General features: G+C 53.3%; 25 protein-coding genes. 17 read left to right on the forward strand and 8 right to left on the reverse strand.

Annotation, left to right across the window (positions count from 1 at the left end; all coding sequences use genetic code 11):
* Nucleotides 1–434: 434 nt before the first annotated feature.
* The 10 genes from OSC50_RS21320 to OSC50_RS21365 all read left to right on the forward strand — a co-directional run bounded on the left by OSC50_RS21320 (nt 435) and on the right by OSC50_RS21365 (nt 8,558).
* Nucleotides 435–767 (forward strand): hypothetical protein, encoded by a 333-nt coding sequence (locus tag OSC50_RS21320; protein ID WP_150688129.1) that lies wholly within the window; start codon nt 435–437, stop codon nt 765–767.
* A 141-nt stretch (nt 768–908) separates the two neighbouring features.
* Nucleotides 909–1,898 carry an aldo/keto reductase gene (locus OSC50_RS21325; RefSeq protein ID WP_150688130.1) on the forward strand — a complete coding sequence of 330 codons (990 nt, stop codon included), beginning with the start codon at nt 909–911 and terminating at the stop codon, nt 1,896–1,898.
* Nucleotides 1,895–2,485, forward strand: coding sequence for a flavodoxin (locus OSC50_RS21330; protein ID WP_150688131.1), 591 nt, complete (start codon nt 1,895–1,897; stop codon nt 2,483–2,485). Before OSC50_RS21325 ends, OSC50_RS21330 begins: the two co-directional genes overlap by 4 nt.
* Nucleotides 2,486–2,509: 24 nt before the next feature.
* Nucleotides 2,510–3,502 carry an aldo/keto reductase gene (locus tag OSC50_RS21335; RefSeq protein WP_150688132.1) on the forward strand — a complete coding sequence of 331 codons (993 nt, stop codon included), beginning with the start codon at nt 2,510–2,512 and terminating at the stop codon, nt 3,500–3,502.
* Between the two features lie 59 nt (nt 3,503–3,561).
* Complete coding sequence (locus OSC50_RS21340; protein ID WP_150688133.1) at nt 3,562–4,029, forward strand: (R)-mandelonitrile lyase; 468 nt, start codon at nt 3,562–3,564, stop codon at nt 4,027–4,029.
* A gap of 224 nt (nt 4,030–4,253) precedes the next feature.
* The gene (locus OSC50_RS21345; RefSeq protein ID WP_150688134.1) at nt 4,254–5,030 is read left to right on the forward strand and encodes a carboxymuconolactone decarboxylase family protein; all 777 of its coding nucleotides are present in this window, start codon (nt 4,254–4,256) and stop codon (nt 5,028–5,030) included.
* Nucleotides 5,031–5,154: 124 nt separating this feature from the next.
* Nucleotides 5,155–6,099: an alpha/beta hydrolase gene (locus OSC50_RS21350; protein WP_150688135.1), complete on the forward strand. Its 945-nt coding sequence runs from the start codon at nt 5,155–5,157 to the stop codon at nt 6,097–6,099.
* 48 nt (nt 6,100–6,147) lie between these two features.
* A complete protein-coding gene (locus OSC50_RS21355) occupies nt 6,148–7,200 on the forward strand; it encodes an alpha/beta hydrolase (RefSeq protein ID WP_266245767.1) in 1,053 nt (350 codons plus the stop codon).
* Nucleotides 7,201–7,281: 81 nt separating this feature from the next.
* Nucleotides 7,282–8,175, forward strand: a complete 894-nt coding sequence (locus OSC50_RS21360) for a LysR family transcriptional regulator (protein WP_150688137.1) — start codon at nt 7,282–7,284, stop codon at nt 8,173–8,175.
* A 311-nt stretch (nt 8,176–8,486) separates the two neighbouring features.
* Nucleotides 8,487–8,558, forward strand: a complete 72-nt coding sequence (locus tag OSC50_RS21365) for a hypothetical protein (protein ID WP_412070868.1) — start codon at nt 8,487–8,489, stop codon at nt 8,556–8,558.
* A gap of 439 nt (nt 8,559–8,997) precedes the next feature.
* On the opposite strand, the gene OSC50_RS21370 is transcribed toward OSC50_RS21365, so the two are convergent.
* From OSC50_RS21370 to OSC50_RS21380, 3 genes are read right to left on the reverse strand one after another with little or no spacing between them, the layout of a single operon-like run.
* Nucleotides 8,998–9,453, reverse strand: a complete 456-nt coding sequence (locus OSC50_RS21370) for a MaoC family dehydratase (RefSeq protein WP_150688138.1) — start codon at nt 9,451–9,453, stop codon at nt 8,998–9,000.
* Nucleotides 9,454–9,469: 16 nt separating this feature from the next.
* Nucleotides 9,470–10,303: a 3-methyl-2-oxobutanoate hydroxymethyltransferase gene (panB, locus tag OSC50_RS21375; protein ID WP_150688139.1), complete on the reverse strand. Its 834-nt coding sequence runs from the start codon at nt 10,301–10,303 to the stop codon at nt 9,470–9,472.
* A 14-nt stretch (nt 10,304–10,317) separates the two neighbouring features.
* Nucleotides 10,318–10,938 (reverse strand): LysE family translocator, encoded by a 621-nt coding sequence (locus OSC50_RS21380; protein ID WP_150688140.1) that lies wholly within the window; start codon nt 10,936–10,938, stop codon nt 10,318–10,320.
* 133 nt (nt 10,939–11,071) lie between these two features.
* Here OSC50_RS21380 and OSC50_RS21385 point away from each other — a divergent pair, with 133 nt between their 5' ends.
* A complete protein-coding gene (locus OSC50_RS21385) occupies nt 11,072–11,527 on the forward strand; it encodes an Lrp/AsnC family transcriptional regulator (RefSeq protein ID WP_150688141.1) in 456 nt (151 codons plus the stop codon).
* A 145-nt stretch (nt 11,528–11,672) separates the two neighbouring features.
* On the opposite strand, the gene OSC50_RS21390 is transcribed toward OSC50_RS21385, so the two are convergent.
* Nucleotides 11,673–12,185: an SRPBCC domain-containing protein gene (locus OSC50_RS21390; protein ID WP_150688142.1), complete on the reverse strand. Its 513-nt coding sequence runs from the start codon at nt 12,183–12,185 to the stop codon at nt 11,673–11,675.
* A gap of 87 nt (nt 12,186–12,272) precedes the next feature.
* Between OSC50_RS21390 and OSC50_RS21395 the strand changes: the two genes are divergently transcribed.
* The 4 genes from OSC50_RS21395 to OSC50_RS21410 all read left to right on the forward strand — a co-directional run bounded on the left by OSC50_RS21395 (nt 12,273) and on the right by OSC50_RS21410 (nt 15,892).
* Complete coding sequence (locus tag OSC50_RS21395; RefSeq protein WP_150688143.1) at nt 12,273–13,181, forward strand: LysR family transcriptional regulator; 909 nt, start codon at nt 12,273–12,275, stop codon at nt 13,179–13,181.
* 151 nt (nt 13,182–13,332) lie between these two features.
* A complete protein-coding gene (locus tag OSC50_RS21400) occupies nt 13,333–13,701 on the forward strand; it encodes a hypothetical protein (protein WP_266245761.1) in 369 nt (122 codons plus the stop codon).
* Between the two features lie 61 nt (nt 13,702–13,762).
* Nucleotides 13,763–14,995 carry a DUF3800 domain-containing protein gene (locus tag OSC50_RS21405; protein ID WP_266245759.1) on the forward strand — a complete coding sequence of 411 codons (1,233 nt, stop codon included), beginning with the start codon at nt 13,763–13,765 and terminating at the stop codon, nt 14,993–14,995.
* 27 nt (nt 14,996–15,022) lie between these two features.
* Nucleotides 15,023–15,892, forward strand: coding sequence for a hypothetical protein (locus OSC50_RS21410; protein ID WP_266245757.1), 870 nt, complete (start codon nt 15,023–15,025; stop codon nt 15,890–15,892).
* Between the two features lie 262 nt (nt 15,893–16,154).
* Here the strand turns inward: OSC50_RS21410 and OSC50_RS21415 are convergent, their stop codons facing one another.
* The 4 genes from OSC50_RS21415 to OSC50_RS21430 all read right to left on the reverse strand — a co-directional run bounded on the left by OSC50_RS21415 (nt 16,155) and on the right by OSC50_RS21430 (nt 21,869).
* Entirely contained in the window at nt 16,155–16,919 is a 765-nt protein-coding gene (locus tag OSC50_RS21415) for an SIR2 family NAD-dependent protein deacylase (RefSeq protein WP_266245756.1), read from the reverse strand.
* Nucleotides 16,920–17,002: 83 nt separating this feature from the next.
* Nucleotides 17,003–17,824, reverse strand: a complete 822-nt coding sequence (locus OSC50_RS21420; protein ID WP_266245754.1) for a site-specific integrase — start codon at nt 17,822–17,824, stop codon at nt 17,003–17,005.
* A gap of 367 nt (nt 17,825–18,191) precedes the next feature.
* A complete protein-coding gene (locus OSC50_RS21425; protein ID WP_266245752.1) occupies nt 18,192–20,267 on the reverse strand; it encodes an AAA family ATPase in 2,076 nt (691 codons plus the stop codon).
* A gap of 681 nt (nt 20,268–20,948) precedes the next feature.
* Nucleotides 20,949–21,869, reverse strand: a complete 921-nt coding sequence (locus OSC50_RS21430; RefSeq protein WP_266245751.1) for a DUF808 domain-containing protein — start codon at nt 21,867–21,869, stop codon at nt 20,949–20,951.
* Between the two features lie 351 nt (nt 21,870–22,220).
* Between OSC50_RS21430 and OSC50_RS21435 the strand changes: the two genes are divergently transcribed.
* On the forward strand, nt 22,221–24,140 hold the full coding sequence (locus OSC50_RS21435) for an ATP-dependent nuclease (protein ID WP_266245749.1): 1,920 nt from the start codon (nt 22,221–22,223) through the stop codon (nt 24,138–24,140).
* Complete coding sequence (locus OSC50_RS21440) at nt 24,137–25,813, forward strand: UvrD-helicase domain-containing protein (RefSeq protein ID WP_105521879.1); 1,677 nt, start codon at nt 24,137–24,139, stop codon at nt 25,811–25,813. The genes OSC50_RS21435 and OSC50_RS21440 overlap by 4 nt, the downstream gene beginning before the upstream one ends.
* The last annotated feature ends 193 nt before the right edge of the window (nt 25,814–26,006 follow it).

Below are 26,006 nucleotides of genomic sequence, written 5' to 3' on the forward strand. Positions count from 1 at the left end.
GGCTCGCTTGAATATGGCGCAGGAGGGGCAGCTATGGGAAATGGCCCTCGAGCATCTTGGCTCAGACGGACTCCTCCAAGCGGTCATAGAAATGTGGAGCCGCGCCGCCCCTCCACCCAGACCATTGGTTGAACACTTGTCCACCAATGAGGTGAGTCAGGACGTCTTGAGCATACTGAAAATTGCCCAGCAGCGGGTAGGTGCCATCGTGCCAGGTCGAACGCCTGATGCAGGCACAGTCACGCTGTACGCACGTCACGCTAGCAACTTAGTTGATGAGCTCATTACACTGCTGCCAAAGGTGAAGCTTTCGCAAGCCTTACGAGGCTCTTGTCTTGAAATCGAATTGGGGATTTGACGTCCGCGCTCGAACACCAGTCAGCAAAAATCTTATTAAAACTTGCCCAGCGAAATGCGTCCCTTTGAGATGTTTTATGAACTCTGATTTAACTGAAGAAGAAATGCGTCGTGCCCTATTCGGTACGCCTCAGCCCGAAGAGCAGTTGCCTGCTCCTCAAGTACAGGTGCATGTGCCAGAAGTAGTGCCTACAAAGCCAGCAGCTCCTCTAGTTAAGAAGAAAGCGGCAAAAGCTTTTACGCCTAGACTGAAGGTCACTCTCAGGGTTGGAAACGAATTTGAGGGGAAAATGACCGAGTTGATTCACGAGGCTGATACGTTGAGCTCGTTGCTTGCTGAACAAGAGGCCGTGAAGGTCGCTAGGAAGAAGTACAAGTATGTGGATGTTGTCTCGGTCAAGTCTATGTAGAGGCGCCAAGGCTTTCTCCCGTCAAGACAGTCTCTTTAAGACTTATGAGCAAACCTCATGAACCCTTGCTGATTTCCCCGTCTAGTCCATATTCGTAAGCTCGCTTACTGTTCTCTCAACGCAAAATGTCGGGAGATCGAAATGCACAAGCGCACGCTCGGAAACAGTTCACTTGAAGTGTCAGCTTTGGGCTTAGGCTGCATGGGCTTGAGCCATGGCTACGGCCCCGCTACGGACACCCAGCAAGCTATCTCATTGATTCGCTCGGCAGTTGATCTAGGTGTCACGTTCTTCGATACCGCCGAGTTCTACGGCCCCTATCTCAATGAGCAAGTTGTCGGCGAAGCGCTGGCGCCAGTTCGCGATCAGATCGTAATCGCCACAAAATTCGGCTTCGCCGTCGGCGCCGACAATACAAAGCAGACTTTGGACAGCCGGCCCGAACGTATTCGACTCGCCGTCGAGGGTTCGTTGCGTCGATTGAAAACCGATTATATCGATTTGCTGTATCAGCATCGGGTTGACCCAAACGTGCCCATCGAGGATGTAGCCGGTGTAGTAAAAGATCTAATTGGTGAAGGCAAGGTCAAGCACTTCGGTCTGTCGGAGGCTAGTGCGCAAACTATTCGCCGCGCCCATGCGGTACAACCGGTCACAGCGCTGCAGAGTGAATATTCCTTATGGTGGCGCGAGCCTGAGAAGGAGATTTTGCCGACACTTTGGGAGTTGGGTATTGGCTTCGTGCCGTTCAGCCCGCTAGGTAAGGGTTTTCTCACCGGCACCGTATCGGCAGAGGCCACTTACGGCAGTGACGATTTCCGCAGCATCGTCCCGCGTTTCAGCCAGTCGGCGCTGCAAGCCAACCAAGGGCTGGTGGTGTTGATCCGGCAGATCGCCGCGCACAAACAAGCCACCCCGGCGCAGATCGCGCTGGCCTGGCTACTGGCGCAGGCGCCTTGGATTGTGCCGATTCCGGGAACGACCAAACTGCATCGCCTTGAAGAAAACCTCGGCGGCGCGGACATCACGCTCGATGCGGGCGACCTCAAAGCGATTGATGTTGCATTGGCGCAGATCCGCATCGAAGGCGAGCGTTATCCCGAATCACTCAAGGAACGCGTCGGGCGATGAGCAACGATCACGACCCGCTGCGGCGTACGGTCATCGCCGCACTTGCGAGCGCGCCACTACTGTCGCTTGCTGACACGCAAACCACCAGTGAAGCACCGCGTTCAGGCTCTCGAATTCTGGTGGCGTACTTTTCTCGCTCAGGCAATACACGCGTGGTCGCCGGGCTGATTCAACGCGGCCTTGGTGCCGACCTCTTCGAGATTCGCCCGGCCCACGCATATCCCGAGGATTATCTGCAAACCGTGGAACAGGCGCGTCAGGAGCGTGACGAAGGCTTCGAACCCGAGCTGCAAGGCAAGGTTCGCGCCCTCAACGAGTACGACACGATTTATCTCGGCTTTCCGATCTGGGGTGAAACTGCGCCGCCAATCATCCGTGCTTTTTTGAGTGCTCACGACCTGACCGGCAAAATCCTCATTCCCTTCAACACCCACGGCGGTTATGGCTTGGGCAACAGCCGCAGCGTTCTCATAAAACATGCACCGAAAGCAAAAGTGCTGGACGGCTTTGTGATGGAGGGGGAGCAGGAGCGCAAGACCATGGAGCGCGTGAACGGTTGGCTGAGCGATCACCCCATCACGGGTTAATCGAATTCTTTACGGAGTGACATTATGAAAATCCGCACGCTGGGCAACGGCCTTGAAGTTTCCGCACTCGGCCTAGGCTGCATGAGCATGACCTCGGCCTACGGGCCACCAGCCGACAAAGCCACCATGATCAAGCTGATTCGTTCGGCGCACGAGCAAGGCGTCACGCTATTCGACACCGCTGAGGCGTATGGCCCTTTCGCCAATGAAGAGCTGCTGGGTGAAGCCTTACAGCCGATCCGCGAGAAAGTGGTGATCGCCACAAAGTTCGGCTTCGATATTGACTTGATCACTGGCGCACGTGGCGGCGGCACCAACAGCCGCCCGGAACACATACGCGCTGTGGCAGAGGCATCGTTGAAGCGTTTACGTACTGACTGCATCGACCTGTTTTATCAGCACCGCGTTGATCCGCAGGTGCCGATTGAAGACGTGGCCGGCGCCGTTAAGGATTTGATAGCCGAGGGAAAGGTCAAGCATTTCGGTCTATCCGAGGCGGGCGTGCAAACTATTCGCCGGGCACATGCGGTGCAGCCAGTGACGGCGGTGCAAAGCGAATATTCGCTGTTCTGGCGTGGCCCGGAACAGGAGCTCCTTGGCACACTGGAGGAACTGGGTATTGGCTTCGTTCCGTTCAGTCCACTTGGCGCAGGCTTCCTCACGGGGCAGATCGATCAGAACACCCAATTTGACGCGAGTGACTTCCGCAATTTTGTCCCCCGTTTTTCTCCTGAGGCGCGTAAGGCCAACCTGGCTTTGGTCGATGTAGTGAAAGCCGTCGCGCAACGCAAAAATGCCACGCCGGCGCAAGTGGCACTCGCATGGTTGTTGGCGCAAAAACCGTGGATTGTGCCGATCCCTGGCACAACCAAACAACATCGGCTGGAAGAGAATCTTGGCGCGGTTGAACTGCAACTGACGAATGACGATCTGCGCGTGATCAACCAGCAGATGGCCCAAATTCAAGTGCACGGTGAACGCTTGCCGGAGTCGGCGCTGAAGATGACCGGACTCTGAGTCTGCCCAACGCGGCTCCGTGTATGGAGCCGCTTCATTGCCTGACCGGAGTTGATCCAATGAACCGATTGATCGCACCACTTGTTGCTTTATCACTCATGACCGGAGAAGCCCAAGCCGCCAGCGAAATCCGCGTAACACCGAATGGCTCACAGCCCTCGATCCAGGGGGCGGCGCAAAACTTTACCGGCACGGTGCGCGTGGATGGTCTGTTCAAGGGAGAACTGCCAGCACGCATCGGCGGCGGCACGGTAACCTTCGAACCCGGCGCTCGAACTGCGTGGCACACCCATCCGCTGGGGCAAACGCTGATCGTCACTGCCGGCGTCGGCTATGTGCAACAAGAGGGTGGCGCGCGTCAGGAGATCCGTCCGGGCGACAGTGTCTGGATTCCACCGAACACCCGTCACTGGCATGGCGCCACGGCCAGCAACGGCATGACCCACATCGCCATCGCTGAAGCCGAGGACGGCAAGACCGTCACCTGGGCGGAGCAGGTCTCTGAGGCGCAATACGCTGGTAAATGAAGTTACGGAATGTGTCGAAGCTGCTCGCCCGGCATCTATGACGCAAACAGTCATTCGTCCTCTAGGCCCCGCACCAGAGGGGTCGCGCCGGGATTTCGGCGATTATCGTCACGAGGACTCATGATTTCTGCTCAGGAGTCCTTGCGCAATATCGGGGTTAATCGCCCCAAACTTCCTCCGTACGATCCAGCAACACCGCAACGACTCGCCATGGATAGAGCCTCATGATGACCAGTGACGCAAGCAAGACCAATGCCCTCTCCGCACTGTTGATGCTCTGTTTGAGCGCTGGTGCGATGTTCAGCGTGACCACTCAAGCCGCCGAGGCATCGCAAACCGTGACGATCTCATCCGCCAGCTCAGAATCACTGTCGACCCGACAGCAAGCGATTCCCCTGATTGCCGCGTTTATGGCGATTAGCGACATGCCTAGCCTCAACGCAGCCCTCAACCAAGGACTCGATGCGGGCCTGAGCATCAGCGAAACTCGGGAAATTCTGGTGCAGCTCTACGCCTACGTCGGTTTCCCACGCAGCCTTAATGCCTTGAACGAATTGATGACGGTGGTGCAGGCACGCAAACAACGCGGCATTGCAGATGCGCCGGGACGCGAACCAAGCCGGGCGATTCCGGTCGGGGCTGAGTTGTTGGCGGCGGGTACGGCGAATCAAACGAAGATCTCCGGCGCCCCGGTCAAAGGCCCGGTGTTCGAATTCGCGCCAGTGATCAACCAGTTCCTGCAAACCCACCTGTTCGGCGACATCTTCGAGCGCGACAACCTCGACTGGCAAAGCCGCGAACTGGCGACTGTCGGAGCGCTGGCGGCAACACCGGGAGTGGAATCGCAACTCCGCTCGCACATGCTGGCGAGCCTTCGTGTCGGACTCAGCGAGGCGCAGTTGCGTCAAGTGACCGATTTATTGAAAAAGCATGGTGATGCCCAGACCGCCGAGCGTGCGGGTACAGCGCTGGCTCAAGCCCTCGCAGCTTCGAGGAAATGAAATGACCGCTAAAAAATTGTTGGGTATCACACTCATTAGCCTTTTGGCAGCTTGCGCAAACCAACCCAATAGTTCCGGCCCACTGATAATTGAAAAACAAGGCAGCTTCGCCGCTGGCGGAACGATGACGACTGCACCAGGTACGTTCAACCCGCGCAAACCAATGACGCCCGACGGCCAGACCTATCACGGTGACCACGCCTACGCTTTCTACCAAATCCCGGTCGATGCGCGAAAACTGCCCATCGTCATGTGGCACGGCGCAGGTCAGTTCTCCAAAACCTGGGAAACAACCGCCGATGGCCGCGAGGGTTTTCAGAACATTTTTCTGCGGCGCCACTACGGCGTTTATCTGATCGATCAGCCACGGCGTGGTGATGCCGGGCGCAGCATGGTCGAGACCACAATCAAGCCGACGCCGGACGAACAACTGTGGTTCAACCAGTTCCGCATTGGCCTCTGGCCCAACTACTTCAACGGCGTGCAAGTGGCACAGGATGCCCAGACCCGCGAGCAGTTTTTCCGGGCAATGACGCCGAACACCGGGCCGTTCGACATGGGCGTCGTCTCTGATGGCGTCTCGGCGCTGTTCGACAAAATCGGCCCGGGGATTTTGTTCACCCATTCGCAAGGTGGCGGGCCGGGCTGGTTGACGGCGATCAAGAACGAAAAGGTCAAAGCCATTGTGGCGTTCGAGCCTGGAAGCAGCTTCGTGTTTGCTGAAGGTGAAGTGCCGGAAGCGATTCCCAGCGCATTTGACACGGTGCAAGGCGCTGCTGTGCCGATGGAGCAATTCATGGCACTGACGCGCATTCCGATTCTGATCCTTTACGGCGACAACATCCCCGAGCGGGCCGTTGATCTACCTGCTCAGGACAGTTGGCGCGCTCGCCTGAAGATGGCCAGGCTATGGCGCGACGCGGTCAATCGGCACGGTGGCGATGTACGACTGATCCACTTGCCTGAGATAGGCATCAAAGGCAATACCCACTTCCCCATGTCGGATCTGAACAACGTGCAAATCGCTGATCTGGTGTCGCAATTCCTCAAAGAAAAACAGCTGGACTGATCCGCCGCTCCTTTCGACTGCCTCCCTTTGATTGCTCAGGAGTTTCATGTGAAAAACACTCTCAAAGCCACGCTCATGTCGGCATTGGTCGGTCTATCTGCCGGTGAAGCCTTGGCCGCCGACTACAAAAAGAACCCGTTCACGCTGGCCTACGACGGCGCGATCACCAAGAACGAGCCGGGCAAGGTCAACATCCACCCAGTCAGCTACAAGCTCAATGGTTTAGCCATCGCCGCCAACGTTTACACCCCGGCCAATTACGATGCGAAGAAGACCTACCCGACCGTGGTCGTCGCGCACCCCAATGGCGGTGTGAAAGAACAAGTCGCAGGTCTGTACGCCCAGCGTCTGGCCGAACAGGGCTACATCACCATAACCGCCGACGCGGCGTACCAGGGCGCCAGCGGTGGTCAACCGCGTAGCATCGATAAACCCTCGTATCGCATTGAAGACATCCACGGCATGGCCGATTTCATCAGCCAGTTTGCCGGCGTTGATGACAACCGCCTGGGCCTGCTTGGTATTTGTGGTGGGGGCGGTTACTCATTAGCTGCGGCGCAAACCGACAAACGTTTCAAATCGCTAGCGACAGTGAGCATGTTCAACTCGGGCCTGGTGCGTCGCAACGGCTATAACGACTCGCAAAAAGATAGCATTCAACAACGTCTGCAGCAGGCGTCGGCGGCACGTGCGCAAGAAGCAGCCGGCGGTGCGGTTCTGTATTCCGGTGATGCCAACCTTACTGATGAACAGATTGCCAAGCTGCCCTTCGAGCTGTATCGCCAAGGCTACGAATACTACTGGAAGACCCATGCACACCCGAACTCGACCTTCAAATACACCACCAGCAGTCTGCTGGATCTGATGCGTTTCGACGCCACCGACCGTATCGAACTGATCAACCAACCGTTGCTGATGATCGCCGGCAGCAAAGCCGACAGCCTGTACATGACCCAGGATGCGTTCCCCAAAGCCACTGGCACCAAGGACAAGGAAATGTTCATCCTCGACGGCGCCACGCATATTGAAACCTATTGGGTGCCACGCTATGTCGACGCCGCAATTGGGAAACTGACGGCGTTTTACGCTCGCACCCTGTAATGAGTTCTCTGAGGGTCGCGCATCCGTGCGCAACCTGCTTTCATGGAATGATCACGCGTCCCTCATGAGAGGCTCTCATCAATGTCCCGCGCTAATCTCAATGATCTGCAAGCCTTCGTGGCCATCACCCGCGAGGGCAGTTTCACCCGTGCCGCTGCACAGTTGGGCGTCTCGCAGTCGGCGTTAAGTCACACCATGCGTGCACTTGAAAGCCGGCTCGGGGTACGCCTTTTGACGCGCACCACCCGCAGCGTTTCACCAACCGAGGCAGGTCAGCGGCTTTATCAATCGATGGCGCCGCGCTTTGACGAAATCGAACTGGAACTGGCCGCCGTCAGCGAGTTTCGCGTCACTCCTGCCGGCAATGTTCGCATCCAGGCGTCCGAGCATGCAGCGAACAATATTCTCTGGCCAAAGCTGTTGAAAGTGCTGCCCGACTACCCGGACATCAAGGTCGAAATCACCGTCGATTACGCTCTATCCGACATCGTCGCGCAGCGGTATGACGCGGGTGTGCGTCTGGGCGAACAGGTAGCCAAGGATATGATTGCCGTACCAATTGGGCCATCGTTGCGAATCGCAGTGGTGGGCTCGCCTGAATATTTTAAAGGGCGGCAAATTCCCAAGGAACCAGCGGATCTGTCCGCGCACAACTGCATTAATCTGCGTCTCCCGACTCATGGGAGTCTCATGCAGTGGGATTTCGAAAAGGACGGGCACGAACTCAAGGCCCGCGTAGAGGGGCAGTGGACATTCAACAGCAGCGTGCCAATTTTGCGTGCGGCTGTGGCGGGATGTGGTTTGGCGTTTCTTCCAGAAGACATGGTCGCCAACGAACTAGCGGGGGGCAGTCTCGTGCGGGTTCTGGAAGATTGGTGCCAGCCTTTCGCGGGCTACCATCTTTACTATCCGAATAGACGTGAGCATTCATCCGCATTTGGCGTTGTGGTTGACGCATTAGTTTATAAACAATGAGCCAGGGGTAGGGATTGCCTAATTATGGTGGTGTCCCTAAAGCGCAAGCGGAGCGCGCCGGCCCACGATGGGCCAAAGGCTTGAGGATGAAAGCCCGTAGGGCCAAAACTTGACGCAGTCAGGGTTTGGTTCAAGCCAGCCGCACTCCGAAGGGGGCAAGCCCAAAGCAGAAGCAATGTGAATCGCCCTCGAACTACTAGGCAGGTAGGTCGCCGAAGCTCTCGCGAAGTAAGCTCTGCATCATTACCGAGGCAGCGCCTTCGAGAAAATGTTCCTGACTAGCAAGTGTGCATGCTGCGCCTGGTTGGGCGATGCATCGAGACTTGATGAGTCAGAGCTACACTACCATGAGGGTTCAGCTGTGGACGGTCAAGGCTAGGTAGCGGGCCGGCATAAGCGGACGCTACTTTACAATGTCAGGTTATCTCGACGGACTGATAGCGGCCAAAGCGCTCATCCGCGATCCATGAAAGTGGACATTAAAGAGGGAATCACTAGCAGGCTTTTCGGTGATTGCACCAGAAGGCTACTAATCCCGTAATGTTAGGTGTCGCCACGGGCTGATTTTTGTGGCGTTCGGGGAGAGAAACCCGGCTTCCGCCAGGTGAGATGAAGCATTAAGGCTGCACAAAGCGCGAAGGGCAATCCCACCCACAGCGACACTTTGTAGGCCAGTAATACTCCCGCAGCGCCACCAACGAAAGCGGCTAGAACGAAAAAGCCGGCGTCTGCCATTTCCGTTCCCGGTCGAATAATAAATTTTAGTAAGCCATGCATCTGTAATTTCTCTACAAAAGGTGTGGTTGCATCGCCTTGATAGGACTAGGTCTCATCAATTGTCATTGATGCGAGTAGTTTTCTCTCGGCGTCATTGGGAAGGAGCCCTGTCGTTTCCGCGAGCAAGACAGCCTGACCGTTGCTGTTGTTCACGATCACCTCGGCTTGCGCTCGATTACCGGAATCGATCCCTATAATTTTCCACACGCAGGTCAACTCATCCCCAACATAAACCGGGCGCTTGAAACGCAAACTCATGGAGGAGGCCAACCACCCCAATTGCCCTCCGATCTCCGTAATCAATGTCGCAGTCAGCAAGCCATGAGCGACGACGCCATCAAAGCCTTTCGCTTCTGCGTACACAGCATCGGAATGCACTGGGTTGTGATCGCGCGATAGCGCTTCAAACTGGACGATGTCTGCGTCCGAAAAAGTGCGTTTGATTTCAAAAGTGTCGCCTTCCTTGAGGCCTTCTATCGCCTTTTGGCGCAGTGTGCTCATTGCGATCTCCGAAGCTCTAAAAAGTATGTTCTGGCCCAGGGAATGAGCCCGACTCGACATCTTTAGCAAAGGCTTGAGCAGCGTCACTCATCACCTTTCTCATATCCGCATACTGCTTGACGAATCGCGGTAACTGACTATCCCTTAGCCCCGCCATGTCCTGCCAGACAAGCACCTGTGCATCGCAGCCATTACCAGCACCAATTCCTACGGTAGGGATGGAGACTGTCTCGGTGATCTTCGTTGCTACATCGCCTGGCACCATCTCTATCAGCAGACCAAACGCCCCAGCACGCTCGAAGGCAACACTCAAATCAATCAACCGCTGTGCATCCTCGCCTTTGCCTTGGATACGGTATCCGCCTAGCTGGTGTTCTGCCTGCGGGGTAAAGCCGATATGGGCCATAACCGGTATGCCAGCGGCTACCAACATCTCTACCTGCGCAAGCATCTCGATCCCACCTTCGAGCTTTACGGCATGAGCACCGCCTTCTTTCATAAAACGCACTGCTGTATGGAAGCATTGCTCAGGCGATCCCTGGTAGGAACCAAAAGGCAAATCCGCAATGACTAACGCCCGCTCGGTAGCACTCGAAACCGCCCTGACAAGAGGAAGCATCTCGTCAACTGTTACTGCCAACGTCGAGTTATGTCCAAACACGTTGTTGGCTGCGGAGTCGCCTACGAGCAGCACCGGAATCCCTGCCGCCTCAAACACCGACGCGGCGTACATGTCATAAGCAGTTAACATGGCCCATTTCTGACCCCGTACCTTCATATCCCGTAAATGTGGAATTCGTACCCTGCCGCGACGAGGGCTGTTATAGGGGGCGTTAATTTGATCAGACATATCGCTTCCTCAATTCAAATGGCCAGCCGCTCGGCAGCTAGAACCACAGCGATTACGATCATCGCGGCTCCCGATATCCGGCTCACATTGATAGCCGCTGCTGGTCGTGAAGCAAGCACCGCACCAGCGCCGTAGCCGACCGCGAGATAGACAACGCCGCAACTGAAACCGTGGATCAGACCTAACGCGACAATCTGAGCCCCTACTGGCCATGCGGCGGAAGCATCAGTGAACTGAGGTAGCAGCGCCAGGAACAACAACAGAACTTTGGGGTTGAGACCGCTGACGCACAGTCCTTTTATCGCCCAGGCCATCCAGGCACCTTCATCGCTGGATGCCCCTTGAGCAGGCAGCGAAGGCTTGAACAACATGTTGAGGCCGAGCCATAAGAGATAGGCTGCCCCCGTCAGCGTTAACGTCAGCAATGCGTAGGGTATTTTGACCAGCACTCCGCCCACACCTGCGGCGACGATCAGCGTGGCTACAAGATGGCCGGAAAGCATGCCGACTACGGCGGGTAGGACGCGGCCTCGCAGACCCGCCGAGATTGCGTAGGCCCAGTCAACCCCAGGCGTGATAACAAACAGAAATGATACGGCCCAGAAAGCCATCATTAGAGAGACGGTCACGATCAACACCTTCCTTTTTCATCAATCCAGTGCGTTGCTTCACGCCCTGAAAAACTGTGATAGAAGGATAAAGAAAGCCAAGTGGTATTATCTTTCGAAGATTCCCGCCTAGGCGGATTGAATTAGAAGGTTTTCTTGAATGGATCGTGTTGATAAGAAAATTCTTGCGGAGCTGCAGCAGGATGGTCGCCAGTCGCTGACGGAATTGGCCGACCGAGTAGGTCTCAGCTTGTCTCCATGCCATCGACGTGTTCGGGCGATGGAGGATGCAGGAGTTATTAAAGGGTATAGGGCTCAACTATCCGCGAGTGAGATAGGGCTCAATTTCTCGTCCCTGGTATTCGTGACGCTTCGAGAGGGACACCAAAAGGCGGTAGCGGATTTTGAAGATGCTTTACCGCGTGTTCCCTACATCGTCCAAGCGCAAAGACTGTTTGGCGATCCTGATTACCTGCTGATGGTGGTGACAGCAGATCTTCCTGCATTTCAAAAACTGTACGATGACGAACTGTCGAGGTTACCCAACGTACAGCGTCTGACATCGACGTTGGTGATGAAGCACGTGATCATTGATCGTCCGCTGCCGTTGGAATGAAGTTCAAATATTGCGGATAACGTAGGGAAGCCGTCAGGCTTTTGTCGAATCACCCCAAAGCTGAGATACGGATGCCTTGGGGCCGCACTTGGAATGCCTAATCTGACCGCATCTGAAGCCCACGGCTAAAGACTAAATTCAGAGGTTACATGCCGGGAGACAAGCGTGCTGCACCCACCAAGCCGTCTAGCCAGTCCTGGTGACCGTTGATCATCGGATTGGGTTTGGCCTTGGCGAGATCCTCCGCCGGTTTCCCCTTCTGTGTTTCCTGAGTCAGGATGCGCACTCGTCCACCAGAGAGGTCTTCAATCAGCCAGGCATGGTGAACATCCAGCCGAGAATCACCCTCACCCGACCATCCATGCCACGCAATTCGTCCTGGGGAGGTTAGGGTTGGCGGCACGTACTCATTGCATAAAGCCTCGACCGGAAAGCCGAACGTTTCAAAGTAGAAAGATACCCCGTCTTGCAGATCCGGCCCGATGTGATCATGAAACTGGATGTTTGCCGAGTTGGCGTAGTACGAGGGCCATCTCTGCGCCTGGCTGAGCAGAGGCCATACCTGTGCGGCACTCAATCCCGCGATGATGACCTCGTTAGAGACAAAGTTTTCGGTAAAACCTGGCAGGTAGTCTTGGGGCCAAATGATCTCGTTCATGGTTATGCGGCGCTCAGTGGATGAATTGAGGCCATGATGGGTGTACGCTAAAAATAAGACCAATCGCTATATTTTATTCTGCGCATCATGAATCCTGATATCAGAACTCTCGATCTCAACCTACTCAAAGCACTCGATGCGTTGCTTGACGAACGTAGTGTTACGCGAGCTGCAAATCGACTATCGCTCACCCAGCCTGCTGTGAGCGGCATGCTCAACAGACTCCGAGAAAGCTTCGGCGATCCGCTGTTCGTTCGGGCACAGCGCGGCATTGTTCCGACGTTGCGCGCAGAGCAGCTTGCAGCTCCAGTTAAGAAATTGCTGGCAGATATCGAAGGTATGCTTCAGCCGCAAAGCTTTGAGCCGTTGACGGCGAGCATGACGATACGGATTGCTTCGACTGACTATGCATTGCGTGCAGTGGTCGTTCCGTTTCTCAGTGCGTTAAGGGTACAAGCGCCAAACATCCGCGTTAGTGTCCAGCCCGTTGACCATCAAGAACTTCAAAATCAGCTGGATCGAGGTGAGATTGATCTCGTATTGGTTACCCCTGAAGCGGTAACACCAGGATTGCATGCGATGGCTCTCTTTGATGAAAGCTATGTATGCGTGCTGCGCGCTGATCACCCAGATGCGCTGAATGGCAGGCTTTCACTAGATCGATTCTGCGCATTGGATCATGCCTTGGTTTCCCCGGCAGGGGGCGGTTTTCACGGAGTGACGGATGATGCTCTGGAAAAACTTGGAAGATCACGTCGAGTGACAGTGTCGGTGACCAGCTTTCTGGTACTCCCAGAGATTCTAATGTACAGCGACATGATCGCCGTCGTCCCGCGTCGATTGGTAGAACACAACATAGGGCTCAGCTCATTAAAGCCGCCAATCGAAATCCCAGGCTTCACAAAAATCCTGGCTTGGCATGAGCGAACTCAGCGTGACGCAGGTCATCGCTGGGTGCGTTCGCTAATTGTTGAAACTCTTAGGACACTCAACTGAAGCGAACATGTTGGACGAAGGCAGCCCACCTGGGAACGGTCACAGCTCCGTTGCGGGTATAAAATCCAAAGCTCCCAGGCGCTTCGAGATGCTGATGGCTTTTGGCCTCGAGGCCAGCTAGATTTGGAGCTTTCTACGATCAAGGAAGGATATGAAAAAGCTCATCGCAGTCATGGGGATCTGTGTTGCACTTGGCGGTTGCGCTACGTCCCACTACACCGCAGGACGAGACTTTCCGTCGGCCAGTGTAGCGAGCATCACCAAAGGCAAAACGACGACTACTGAGTTGAAGTCCCTGTTTGGTGAGCCCTACGCCAAGAGTGCTGTCAGCGAGACTGACGAAAAGTGGATCTACACCTACACCAATGGCTCAGCCCATGCCCAAAGCTACGTGGTCACCATGAAGGTGACGACTACTGGCACACAGAAAACGCTTGATGTCCTGATCCGCAATGACGTGGTCATCAACTACACGTTCAGCGACGGCCCCGCTCCAGGTACTACCACTGCGACGAACTGAGTTCGCCACCTTGCCATTGGGCGACCCACCGCGCTCAGTACGTTGTTGATGGAGCAAGCTCATGGACAGAACATATGCTTTCGTGGATGAGTCCGGGAACTCCGACCTTGATACGTCAAAGGGAGGAAGCTCGGGCTTTTTCATCGTGTGCTCCATTCTCGTGGCAGAGAAAGACTTGGATGCTGCCTATGCCCAAGCAGATGAACTCCGAAAGCGTCATTTTCAAACAGGCGAGATCAAATCCAGCAATCTGAAGCCGAAGGATTCAGATCGCCGTGCCCGAATCCTCAACGAGCTGGCTGAGCTGCCATTCAGGCTCTACTTCACCGTCGTTGATAAGTCCCAAATTCGCAAAGACGGTGGCCTTCGTTTCAAGACCTCATTCATAAAATACGTGAACGGGTTGCTCTATGAACGTTTGTTCCACGCATACCCTGACCTCCAGATGATCGTAGACGAGCATGGTGGCCAGGAATTTCAGGAGAGCCTCAAAAGCTACGTTGCAGAACGATTCGTGGACGACCTATTTGGCGATAAGGATGCGTTCCAGACGATGGCCAGTAAGGACAACGTTTTGGTTCAGGTTGCAGATTTCTTCGCTGGATCAGTCGCTCAGATCTACGAAGAGAAAGCATCGGAAGAAGCAGTTCTTGCCTACAAAAAGATTCTACGAAGCCTGACCCTTGGAATGCTTGAGTGGCCATCCAAGTACCAGTCTCTTCTGCCGCCGCCGACGGATGAATTTGAGTACGCTGACTACCAGGTACACCAAGAAGCTCTACGGCAGGCTGACCTTTTTAGCGAACGCGTTGGTAAGCACCCCGATGAAGATGAGCGACTACAGCTAAGCATCTTGAGGTTCTTGAGATTCCAGAGCGAATTCGTCACCAAGGATTACGTGCTGACTACGGAGATCATGGCCCATCTAAAAGATAGCGGACTGGGAGAGGTCAACGGCCAGAGAATCCGCTCCAGTGGCATTGCCAAACTCCGCGATGCGGACGTCATCATCACAAGTGCGTCGAAGGGCTACAAAATTCCCCAGACACGTGCGGACATCAACGACTTCCTAGAGCGGGCATCCGGCATCGTCGTCCCTCTTCTCGAACGCGTTAAAAAAGCGCGCGATGTGTATCGGCTGAGCAGTCGAGGAGAATATGACATCGTCACTGCCAACCTTGCTGAGCTAGCCAGGCTGCTCGCCGCACTTGAGGCATTTGCCGATGATTTAGACATGCCACCCACTCAAGTAACACTTGAGCAGCAAATGAACGCAAAATCACCATTAATGTAAAGAACCTATCTTCAAGGACTTCTGCATATGACCAAGCATTACGTCAAGACACAGCCGCTAACCGATTCACAGATTAATATCCTTACTCAAGGTGCTTCTACTTCCTATTACGGTGAAGAACTCCAGTACATGGTAAAAGCCGGATTGATGGAGATAACACTGTATGGCCAGGCAAAATTTGAAGAGCCCTTCAAAGGCCCGGGCATCAGTAGGCGGTTTCGCCCCAGTGCACGCGGTCTCGCCAGCCTTTCACTGGTGGCACCCGAGCGATTTCCTGATGCTGGTTTTCCAACTCGAGTACAAACGCCGCCTCCGAAGCAGGAGATTTCCTGCTTGGCCCTTGGGTTATTGCTGTACAGCCTAGAATCGGACTGCATGCGCTTTTCAATGACCAGTGCATGCCCAGATGGCATGTATTCTGCGAAGCATGACCTCATTCGGATGGGTTACCTCCATGACCACATCTCTAACGACCTTTCCTATGGATCTGACGTAGTTAAGTACACGCCAGAAGGCGCCGCAGTGATTACCGGTATTTTGGAGGCTGCGTCTCGCAATTACGGGGCCGATCTGGCCGAGACACGTGAAACGCTTTCGGTGCTCTTCCTTGCAACTGGCGGCTATCACCCAGACCCAGATGCCACCTTTGATACCACACGCGAGCAATGGGCAATCCTGGAAAAGTACAATTTTGCCTCCGTTTCCCGCTCAGACTCAGGGCATGACCAGAGCCTAAAAGTTCATGCTCCTTTTGTGATCACTTGGTTTGAGGGCATCAGCAAACCGTACCCCTACTCGACCTTGGGACAATTTAATCTGAAGATCACAGAGGTTCAAAAAATCTATCCAGAAGTGGTTGCCCAGTTCACAGCTAATCAGGCCTTGGGCGAACTTTGAGCACCAGATGACGGCCACTATGGTCGACTTCTGCCTGCGCTGACCAAACGCAATCAGTCGAAAGTAGCCATTGTAGGCACGCAGTGGCTCCTCCCAAGTAGTAGCATAAGCATCGAGCGCAAGCGGAGCGCGCTGGCCCTCTGGGCCCAAGACTTGAGGATGTTAGCCCGCAGGGCCGAAACCTGGCGCAGCCAGGGTTTGGTTCACGTCAGGCGTGCCCAGAGGGCCAAGCCCAAGCAAAAACGATGTGGATCGCCGGCGACTACGAATCAGGATGGTTGCCGAACGCCTCGCGAAGAAGGCTCTGCATCATCACAGAGGCAGGGCCTTCGAGAAAGTGCTCTTGGCTGCTGACATCGAAGCGCACAGGATTGATGTGTGCGACAGTCGCCCCCTGTCCCAAAGCGCGTAACGGAAGCTCTGCTGCCGGATAGACAACCCCGGACGTTCCAATCGACAGGAACACATCGCACTCCTGCGCAACTGCGAGCCCTGCGCCCCATGCATCCTCTGGCAGCATCTCACCAAACCAAACGACGCCAGGTCGAACATACCCATCACACGCACTGCATCGCGGCGGCTCAATCCGACTTCCATCTTCAGGCTGGGCGTCAGACGTAAGAGGCAAGGTATGCGCCAGGCCACAATCGATGCACCGAGGCGAATGCAGGCTGCCGTGCAGATGAATCACATCCTGGCTACCAGCGCGCTCATGGAGGTCATCAACGTTCTGGGTCACCACGGTCAGTTTGGGCACATGCATAGCTAGTTCGGCGATAGCGAGATGAGCACCGTTTGGCTGCGCCTGCAGAACTTTATGCCGGCGCCATTCGTACCATCCCCAACACAGTGATGGATCAGCTCGGAATGCTTCGCTGGTGGCGAGCTGCGCTGGATCGAAGCGCTCCGATAGTCCCGTCAATGCGTCTCTGAAAGTCGGGATGCCACTCTCAGCTGATGCACCAGCGCCTGTGAAGACAACAACGTGCTGAGCTTTCCTCAATTGCAGAGCTGGCGTACTGGTCATAATGAGCATCCTTGGAGCCGGACTTAAGTTGATCTTTGCTAACACAAGCTTCGATCTGCAGCATTGTCCGGATGAGATACGAGCTAACGAGGTTTTCGAGCTTCCCACATCTGCTGGAATGCATCACTGGTTACCCGGATGCCTCCAGGAGTGACAGCTCGATCTATGATGCCAGCATCCCGAGACCACTTAGACAGCAGTCTAGCGAGCTCAGATGAAGACATGGGATGCTCTGGGCTTCTAGCAGAAGGGAAAAGCCAGTCACCTTCTGAGAGTTTTTCGGCCTGTAGATACCGAGCGACTGACCCGTGAATTGTTGCGGGCAGAGCTACATAGCTGAAGTTTCGGCCAGCACAGCGCCAGGTTTTGTAAACCCGGTAAGCGCCGCCTCCGTTGTGACAAATCGCGCTTAGATACTCTATTGGGCGCACGCCCGCCCGCATGCATGAAAACAGCGCCTGGTCTCGCAAGCTTACGGAGGCGTTGATAGCACGCTCCAACGCCTGCAAATCCTCGCTCGTTGGAACGCCTCTAGTTGGCAGTGGCAGGCGGCCCCTCCGGTTCCGTTTGAACGCCATCAGATAGGAGAAAGCAGACGAGCCCACAAAATTTCTGAGTTGTTGTTCGTCGGTGGTCACCTCACTTGCCTCAAGCGCAGCTTGAATACTTGAGAGGATCGCGAGTTTTGCAGTATCTGGCGTAGCCATCAGCGACTCGGGCGAGCCGGACTTCGCACACTGTTCGAGATCGTGATAGTCCTGATAACCCAAGCCCCTAGCCAGAAGGCTTTGAGCGAACGCGAGTTGTACTCTCGATGGGCCGTGCAACAAATTGCGTAGCTGTTTGGCTAAGCTTTTGAAGCCTCGGTTGCTGATTAGATCGTCTGGATAAACAGGAATGCGCATGCGAATCTCCGAGCGCCAGGGTGTCGGCTGCCCGCTGACTATCGTCGAAATGCGTGCGATAAAGAGGTGTTACAACCTGTGGCACTTGAGCCTTCACGAGCCGACCGTTTGATCCAGGTTGATCAGGAGCAATAACCTACCATGGTCATGTAAGTGCTGTCCATAAACGGAGGCTAACAACTAGGGCACTCAAAGTTCCTCCCTCCTAACCTAGGCTACAAGATAGATAGTTGTATCACGACACTCGAACTGCCGCCCGAAAACGCCCTGAAGACTCCTAAGTGTGATGATCAAAACAGACCTGGTACTTTTAACGTAGCAGGTCTGTCTAAGATGGCTAGCTTAAAGCACGCATGAATCACGAGCTTCACGAACGAGATTCGATCTCCTTTTGTAATGCAAGCAGCAGTCGATCAAGCACCCGCTGCTGCAGAACAAAATACGGCTCGGTAATCTGCGAGAACTGTCGCCCCTCAAAATCAGATTGCAAACACTCAAAATAAGCGTCGGTAGTGACTTGATTTAAGTGCAGATGATCAACATCATTTCTATAGACTTTAATTCTATGGAGCACAGGCCATAAAAAGGGATAGCTATTTTTAACCTCATTCCAAAAGTACGAAGACCGTTGACTTTGGCTTCCATGACGCTCAATAGATTCTACAAAGCAGCGGTTAAGAGTATTTATAAAATTTGAAAACTCCGCTCTGTCGGCCACTGGCCGAGACTCGCTTAGCCTGACTCCCTCTGGGAAGGAGTTGGCTCCAAACAACTTGTTGGCATTGGCGACTTGGCTGACAAGCCGTTCCAAAACGCCAAAGTCAGTAGATACTTCTTCGATTCTTCGCTTTAGCCAACTAGCCCGCAATTCTATATTGACAATCGGGTATAGAAGTTCTCTCCCATCCTTTTGCTGAGCGTCCAGCGCCACCCGCTGAGCAATTACCGGTATGTTTATTTCAAATCCGGTTGATGAGGGGCGGATCAACTGGTAGTTACATAGATGCAGAATTGAAGTGTTATTTTTAGAGCGCTCCCTAAAGGGTAGTTCTTGCCCTGTAGCAAGAAGCTCGAAGGCTTCATACTCTTTAGGGTAGAAGTCCCGAATTTCGGATATCGCATGATTGCTATAAAACGTCAATTCCTGATCAATCCGACTTTTCTGAGCTTCAAACGCTGCGATATCAATCTTGAATGGGTGATCATTGTGTTCAGATAGAAAAGAATTCAAGGTGCTGCAGGCTTGTCTTATTAAGAGCGGATGGCCACCATACCAGTCACGAATCCTGTCACTGGCGTCATAATCAAATGCCATTCCCATACGTTTGCCAAGTTTTCTTAGCATCATTCGACACTCGTCCCTACTAAAACCAGTAAGGTATCGGTGAGGAACGATTCCAAACAATGGATTTTGCACGCCGCTTACCAGGTCAGTTTCAACAACGCTGGGGTTGACTCCGGCGATTATGAAGCTCAAACATTTAAACTGACTTTGGCATGACCACAAGGTCTGCCACAGCTCTAAATAATCATCATGCCAGTGAGGATCTTTCGAAGAGATAAAAGATATAAACTCAATCTCGTCAAGCATGAAGCAGACACGATGTTGATTTTGAAAACACTCTTTTATGAGTTTGACAAAGCTTTTAGACGCCTTCCTTTCCGTATATTGTTCGGCGTGTGGAATTCCGAGCCGCTCCGAAACTTCGCCTGCAATGTCTTCTAAAAGCTCATACCATCGAGACTTACGAATATGTGGCTGCTTACAGTCTATATAAAAAACAGCAGCAGACTTTTCAGACTCACAAAGCCTTTTTAGCTTGAAGAGAAAGGATGTTTTACCAGTCTTCCGGAGGCCAAATATTGCTTTATTCTCGCATGTCCTGATAGAGTCATAATATTCCATGATCGCACTCTGACGACCAAAAAAATAAGTATCTTCGACCAAAGGCAATGAATAGTTGAACAAGTCTCTACCAAAAAAATACTTATTCAATGTATTCCTAACAAACCATTCATCCCCCTTGGCTGCTTTGAGCTCCTTAGTTGAGAAGGCAACAATGATTCTAGCCTCTTGCCGTGACGATAGATATCCATCCAACCATTCGCCGACTCCTTCATCATCCGATACTAAGAAATAGTTCAGCGTTTCCACGCGCCCTTTTGCGGGCGAAGCTGAAAATATCTGCTCTACCGCTTGTAGCGTTCTCGGCTCCATGGTGGCAAATGGGGAATAAACAAGTAGCAACTCATTCTCGAAGCCAAATGTCTCTTTGAAATGATCAAGCGGAGACAAAAAATATATTGACACCTCAGTATTGAAGGCTCTAGTTCTCTTGGCCCAATTAATATCGAAACCATTTAGGAACGGGTTTAGAAAATCGTTCTCGTTAGGGTGTTTCGAAAGATGTTGAGCAGTAACGTCCGATTTAATCGTTCCCATTTTTCATCCATAAATGGTTTAGAGGCATATTGCCACGCCTGGACGATACCGCTTTTTCCGCCCTCCAGTAAAGCTTGCAAGCTGTGTAAGCTAACCACCTTTGGTCTGGAGTTTTGCTATGGCCGGTGACCATGAAAGCGTTGCTGTAGATTGCATAGATAGCAACCGGCAAAGCCCACTCTGGCATGATCCATGCCCAAACAGGAGGCCGGGCAGAAACGCAGCGGCTTCAGTGATAAGCTAATCACCATGCCCAGCCATCACCCGATCTCCGGAAGTTTCTACCAAACCCTCAGTATTCCTAGCAGCTGCAGTGCACCGACTGTAGCTCCAGCACCTTCTACTCTCCTATATTCCGAATCAGCGGCTAGCGGCTCACGTCTTGCTTGCCGGCATATGGGTTCTTCAAAAGCAGCACGCGGCTCCTAGCCCATGCCTCTAATGTGTTTGGAATCTATGGCGTATCCGTAACGAAGACTTGTTGGCGCAATGGCAAAATGCCTAGGGTGTGCCGTCTTCCGATCAGTCAGGATTGTTCGTTGCCCTGACTGTCTCGTAAGTCAGCAGCTTTTCTCTCACGAGTCATCGGCGCTTCTGCGTGTCCATTGACCGTCTGAAGCAGCAGCTCGGATTTCTGCCGAAAATGACGCCGGAGCGAGTGTATAGGCCAACTCAAGTGGCTTACGTTGATGCTTTACCAGAGATGGTGGTGATGCCTTTGACGATAAGCACAGCAACCATGCCTACGAGCGCGCCTACTAGGCAATGAATGCCTAAAGTTGCGAAGGTTTCCCACGCCCCTGCACCTTCGACCAGTCTCTCAGCAAAGTGCTGCATCGGCCCGATGCCTTCTGTAATGAACGCCCCCCCGACCAGGAACATTGCCACAGTTCCGATCCAGGATAATGCTTTCATAAGCTTCGGAGCAGCCGACAGCAGCCATCCCCCGACAGCTCGCACCACAGAACCCCATGTACCGGTAGCTTTAGACTTCTGGAGAATAAGGCCAGCATCATCCAAGCGGACGATCCCCGCAACCAATCCGTAAACGCCCACTGTCATGACCACCGCGATCAGCGCTAACGTCAAAATCTGTTGGAGCATCGGGGCATCAGTAACGATATTTAGGGTGATGACGATGATCTCGGCGCTCAGAATGAAGTCCGTTCGAACAGCCCCTGCAATCTTCCGCTTTTCATAAGCTGCAAGCTCTTCAGGCGTCTTAGGCTTCGTTTTCTTTGGCTGCCCTGTGTCATCGTCTCGACCAGCCGTGACCTTGTCCTTGATAGCCTCAAAGCCCTCATAACAGAGATATGCCCCCCCAATCATGAGCAGCCAGTGAACCGCCGTAGGCAAAAGTGCGTTCAACACCAAAGCACAAGGCACAAGGATGGCTTTGTTTCTCAACGAGCCCTTGAATACAGCCCATACCACCGGTAGCTCTCGGTCGGCTTTCATGCCGGTAACCTGCTCAGCATTCACAGCAAGGTCGTCGCTCAGGACACTAGCTGATTTCTTTGCAGCGACTTTACTCATGAGTGAGATGTCGTCTAGCAGTGTGGCAATGTCATCCAATAGTGCGAACAAGCTACTGCCGGCCATCTAAGGCTCCTTGCGTTGATTTATTCTGTTCCCCCACCAACCAATGCATACCGATGCTAATGCCCCGCATACGCTCCCTCCGTAGGCTCAGGATTACCCTGTCGTCACCGGGTTACGGAGAGCACCTTTCTAGACAATGGGCACGCCATGCCGTTCATCAATAGCTAGGCGATCTGCAACAGAGCCTTCAAGATCGCACCAAATAATCTTTACTGAATGCTGGCCTACTAACATCTTTTAAATCAAACCGCCTATTCTAAGTCAGCGATATCCGACCCGTTCGGCTGTCGGCGACGCGAACCGAGTCAGCAGACGCAGTACGTACACATCCTGGACGATGGGCGGTGAGCAATGAAGCTGCAGAGTATTCGGCTATGTAATTTTCAATCCTTCGGCAATGAACCTACGGTAATCACATTCGAGGATGTCACCTACCTTATCGGCCCCAATGGCTCTGGAAAGACAGCAGTCCTGCAGGCGCTCTGCAGGTTGTTTGCCTTTGATCCAAGCCTGCGTCGGATCAAGCGATCTGACTTCCATGTGCCTGCTGATGAGGATTTGGTACCTGAGGAGCGCAGCCTATGGCTGGAAGCGGATTTCGAATTCCCAGAGCTTCTGGAGGATGAAGACAACTCGACCGTGGCCCCGCATTTCGCTCATATGCGATTGGATACAGCCGACGGCATCCCGCGTGTTAGATATCGATTGAGCGCGACCATCGGGATTGATGGAGACATTGAAGAGAACCTAGTTTATGTCCTTGATGTTGATAGAAACGCCAACCCACTATCGACCGCAGTCGTCACTCGGGCGCATCGCAATACCATTCAAATGCATTACCTCCCCGCCAGACGAGACCCTGCCGACCACATAACCTATGGAGCTAACGCCCTGCTCGGACGCTTGCTACGAGCAGTCAATTGGGAAGATGACCGCGCAAGAATTAAAGGACTCACTGACGAAATCAGCGAATGTTTGTCAGGAAACCAGTCGGTAAGTGCATTCAGTGAAAGCCTGAATGGGATGTGGAAGCGACTTCACAGAGGCACCTTTTTCACCGATCCCAAGCTCACTTTCGTCACATCCGAAATTGAGTCGCTTCTAAGACACATGTCAGTGTCGTTCTCCCCAGGGCACGACGAGAATCTAGTCGACTTCTCTCGCCTCAGCGATGGACAGAAGTCGATGCTTTACCTATCACTGGTGTTGTCCTCTCACGCCATCGGGCGTGCAGTCCTAACCGGTAAGGACGTTTCTTTCGACGCTGACAAACTGAAGCCACCGTCATTCACACTGATCGCAGTGGAGGAGCCAGAAAACAGCCTCTCTCCTCATTACCTCGGGCGCATCGTGAACGCCCTCAATAGCTCAATTGGAGGGGCTGACTCTCAGGCAATCATTGCGACCCATGCCCCGTCCATGCTCCGCCGCGTGGATCCCGAGAACATCCGCTATCTACGCTTGGCTGCGAGCCGTGCAACTAAGGTCACCTGCATAGCACTACCCGACAAAGAGGATGAGGCTCATAAGTTTGTCCGAGAGGCTGTGCAGGCTTTTCCTGAAGTTTATTTCTCTAGGCTGGTTGTACTAGGCGAAGGTGACAGTGAGGAAATTGTCCTTCCAAGAATACTTCAAGCGAAAGGCGCACCTGTTGATGAGTCAGCGGTGACAATAGCTCCACTGGGGGGACGCCACGTCAATCATTTCTGGCGCTTGCTGGCTGCATTAGAAACGCCTTTTGTGACCCTCTTGGATCTCGATGTCGCACGACATCAAGGTGGGTGGGGGCGGATTAGCAACGTCAATAATCAGTTGGCAAAGTTCTCTCCAGATAAAAAACTACCTAACTGGGAAATAGCTAAGTGGAACGAAGATCTTCCAGTTCGAACCGACCACTGGTTTAAGGAAGGAACAATAAGCATTTTTTCCGAGCTTGAAAAACGGGGCGTTTATTTTTCGGATCCTATGGATCTAGATTTCTCCATGCTTCTAGCCTACCCAAAAGCGTACGGTGTTTCCCGAAGCCCTCCTGACGAATCAACTCTTAAGGCAGTGCTCGGAAAGAGTCACTATAACGCCGGTCAATATGATGCAAATGAGCAGGAACTGTTTGGAACCTATCACTCAAAATTCAAATTAGGTAGCAAGCCCGCAGCACACATCTCCGCCCTTGCGAAGCTGACTGACGAAGATCTGCTAAAAAGCCTTCCTCCATCGCTAGATCGTTTAGCCAACGCAATCATCGCGGCGCTGGAGGACATCCCAGAATGATCAGCGCGGATGTATGGAAAGTCGCCGATGGCTTGACCTTGGAAACAAACGCCCTTCTCGCTGTGAGGGAGCTTGGAAAGTCGCTCGCGCTCACCGCAGGCCCAGGCGCAGGCAAAACGGAGGTTCTGGCGCAGCGTGCAGACTTTTTGCTACGCACCGGAAACTGCCGATACCCAAAGCGAATACTGGCGATCTCCTTCAAGGTCGATGCGAGCATAAACCTCAAGGAACGGATTCGTCGCAGATGCGGACTTGATCTGGCTGCACGCTTCGACAGCTACACCTTTCACGGCTTCGCCAAGCGCATCATTGATAGGTTTAGACCCGTGCTCACGGGCGGGGACTCTCTTGAGCCAAACTACTCCATAGGCGACGAACCAATTCAAGGCAAGCAAATTAAGTTCGCGCAGCTCATACCTCTCGCAACGAAGATCTTGAGCAATTCAGTGGTTGCAAGAAATGCAATTTGTCAGACCTACGCTGATGTATTCCTTGATGAGTTTCAAGACTGCACTACTGAGCAGTACGCACTGCTGAAGCTTGTCTTCATGAATAAGCCAATTCGATTGACCGCCGTCGGTGACACCAAACAGAAAATTATGGGCTGGGCGGGAGCACTGGATGGCATATTTATAGACTACGCAAAGGACTTCGACGCCCGACCACTCAATCTATATCGAAACTTCCGATCTAAGCCTCGGCTTTTGCGGATGCAGAACGAGATCATTCGAACACTTGATCCTGCTGCGGTGATGGCAGATGACCTGATCATTGGAAACGACGGCGAACTCCTCGCTCGAAACTACGACAACAGTCACAGCGAAGCAGCCGCGTTGGCCAACATCATCCAGAAGTGGATAGATGTAGAGAAAATACCCCTACCAGAAATAGCGATTCTTTTTCCCAGGCAGATAGACCTCTACGGCACCCTCCTCATGGAGCAACTGGCAGCCAGAGGAATTCCCTTTCGCAACGAGCATGAGTCTCAAGATCTAGTTAATGAGCCCGCCGCTCGCCTAATTATTGACTACCTATCATGCCTGTATCGGGAGCGAGAACCGAAGGCGTGGATCAATTTGATGGAGCAACTGGTTTCATTTAATGACGAGGACGGTGAATCTGAGATCCAGAGAAACTTCGAGCGCCTCTATCTTGCCCAGCGCAAGGAAGTGAAAAAATTGGCCCGATCTGACGCGCCTTATTCAGGATGGTGGGAGCTAACTATGAAGTTCCTAAAGAACATCGGCCTACCCGTGCTGACCACCCTTTCTTCTGACTACGAAGCAAAAGCCAGATTGAACGAGGTTATCAAGAACACGAGACAGCAAATTGAGAAACTGCTCGAGCAAGAACCGGATTTGCTCAAAGCACTTGATCTGTTCTCCAACGATCAAGCAGTCCGTTTTCTGACGATTCATAAAAGTAAAGGATTGGAATTCCACTCTGTAATTATGATCGGTGTAGAAACACAGACATTTTGGGGCAAAGTCCAAGAGGAGCGTTGCGGCTTCTTTGTGGGTGTTTCACGTGCCAAGGAGCGGTTGATGATCACGACATGCGACTTACGCTATCGACCGGCCTCAAACCCTCCAAGGTGGAATGAGCATCGCACTCCTCATGCTGAGTTCGTCACATACGTAACGCCATTTCTCTCCGCCCAGCCAAATGCCTGACAGATAGCCGCGTGTCGCTAATCTTGTATGAACTCGCGGCAAGGATGCTCCCCACACAGCAAGTCATCCTTAGACCTCAAGCAGAGTCACAAACACGGGCTGAGGAAAATCTCCGGGCTTCCGGGGTATGCCATAGATAGAGGTGTGTCAGGAAGGACAAGGCAAGAGCACTCCCAATCAAATACACATCTTA

The organism is Pseudomonas quebecensis (assembly GCF_026410085.1).
GTDB lineage: Bacteria > Pseudomonadota > Gammaproteobacteria > Pseudomonadales > Pseudomonadaceae > Aquipseudomonas > Aquipseudomonas quebecensis.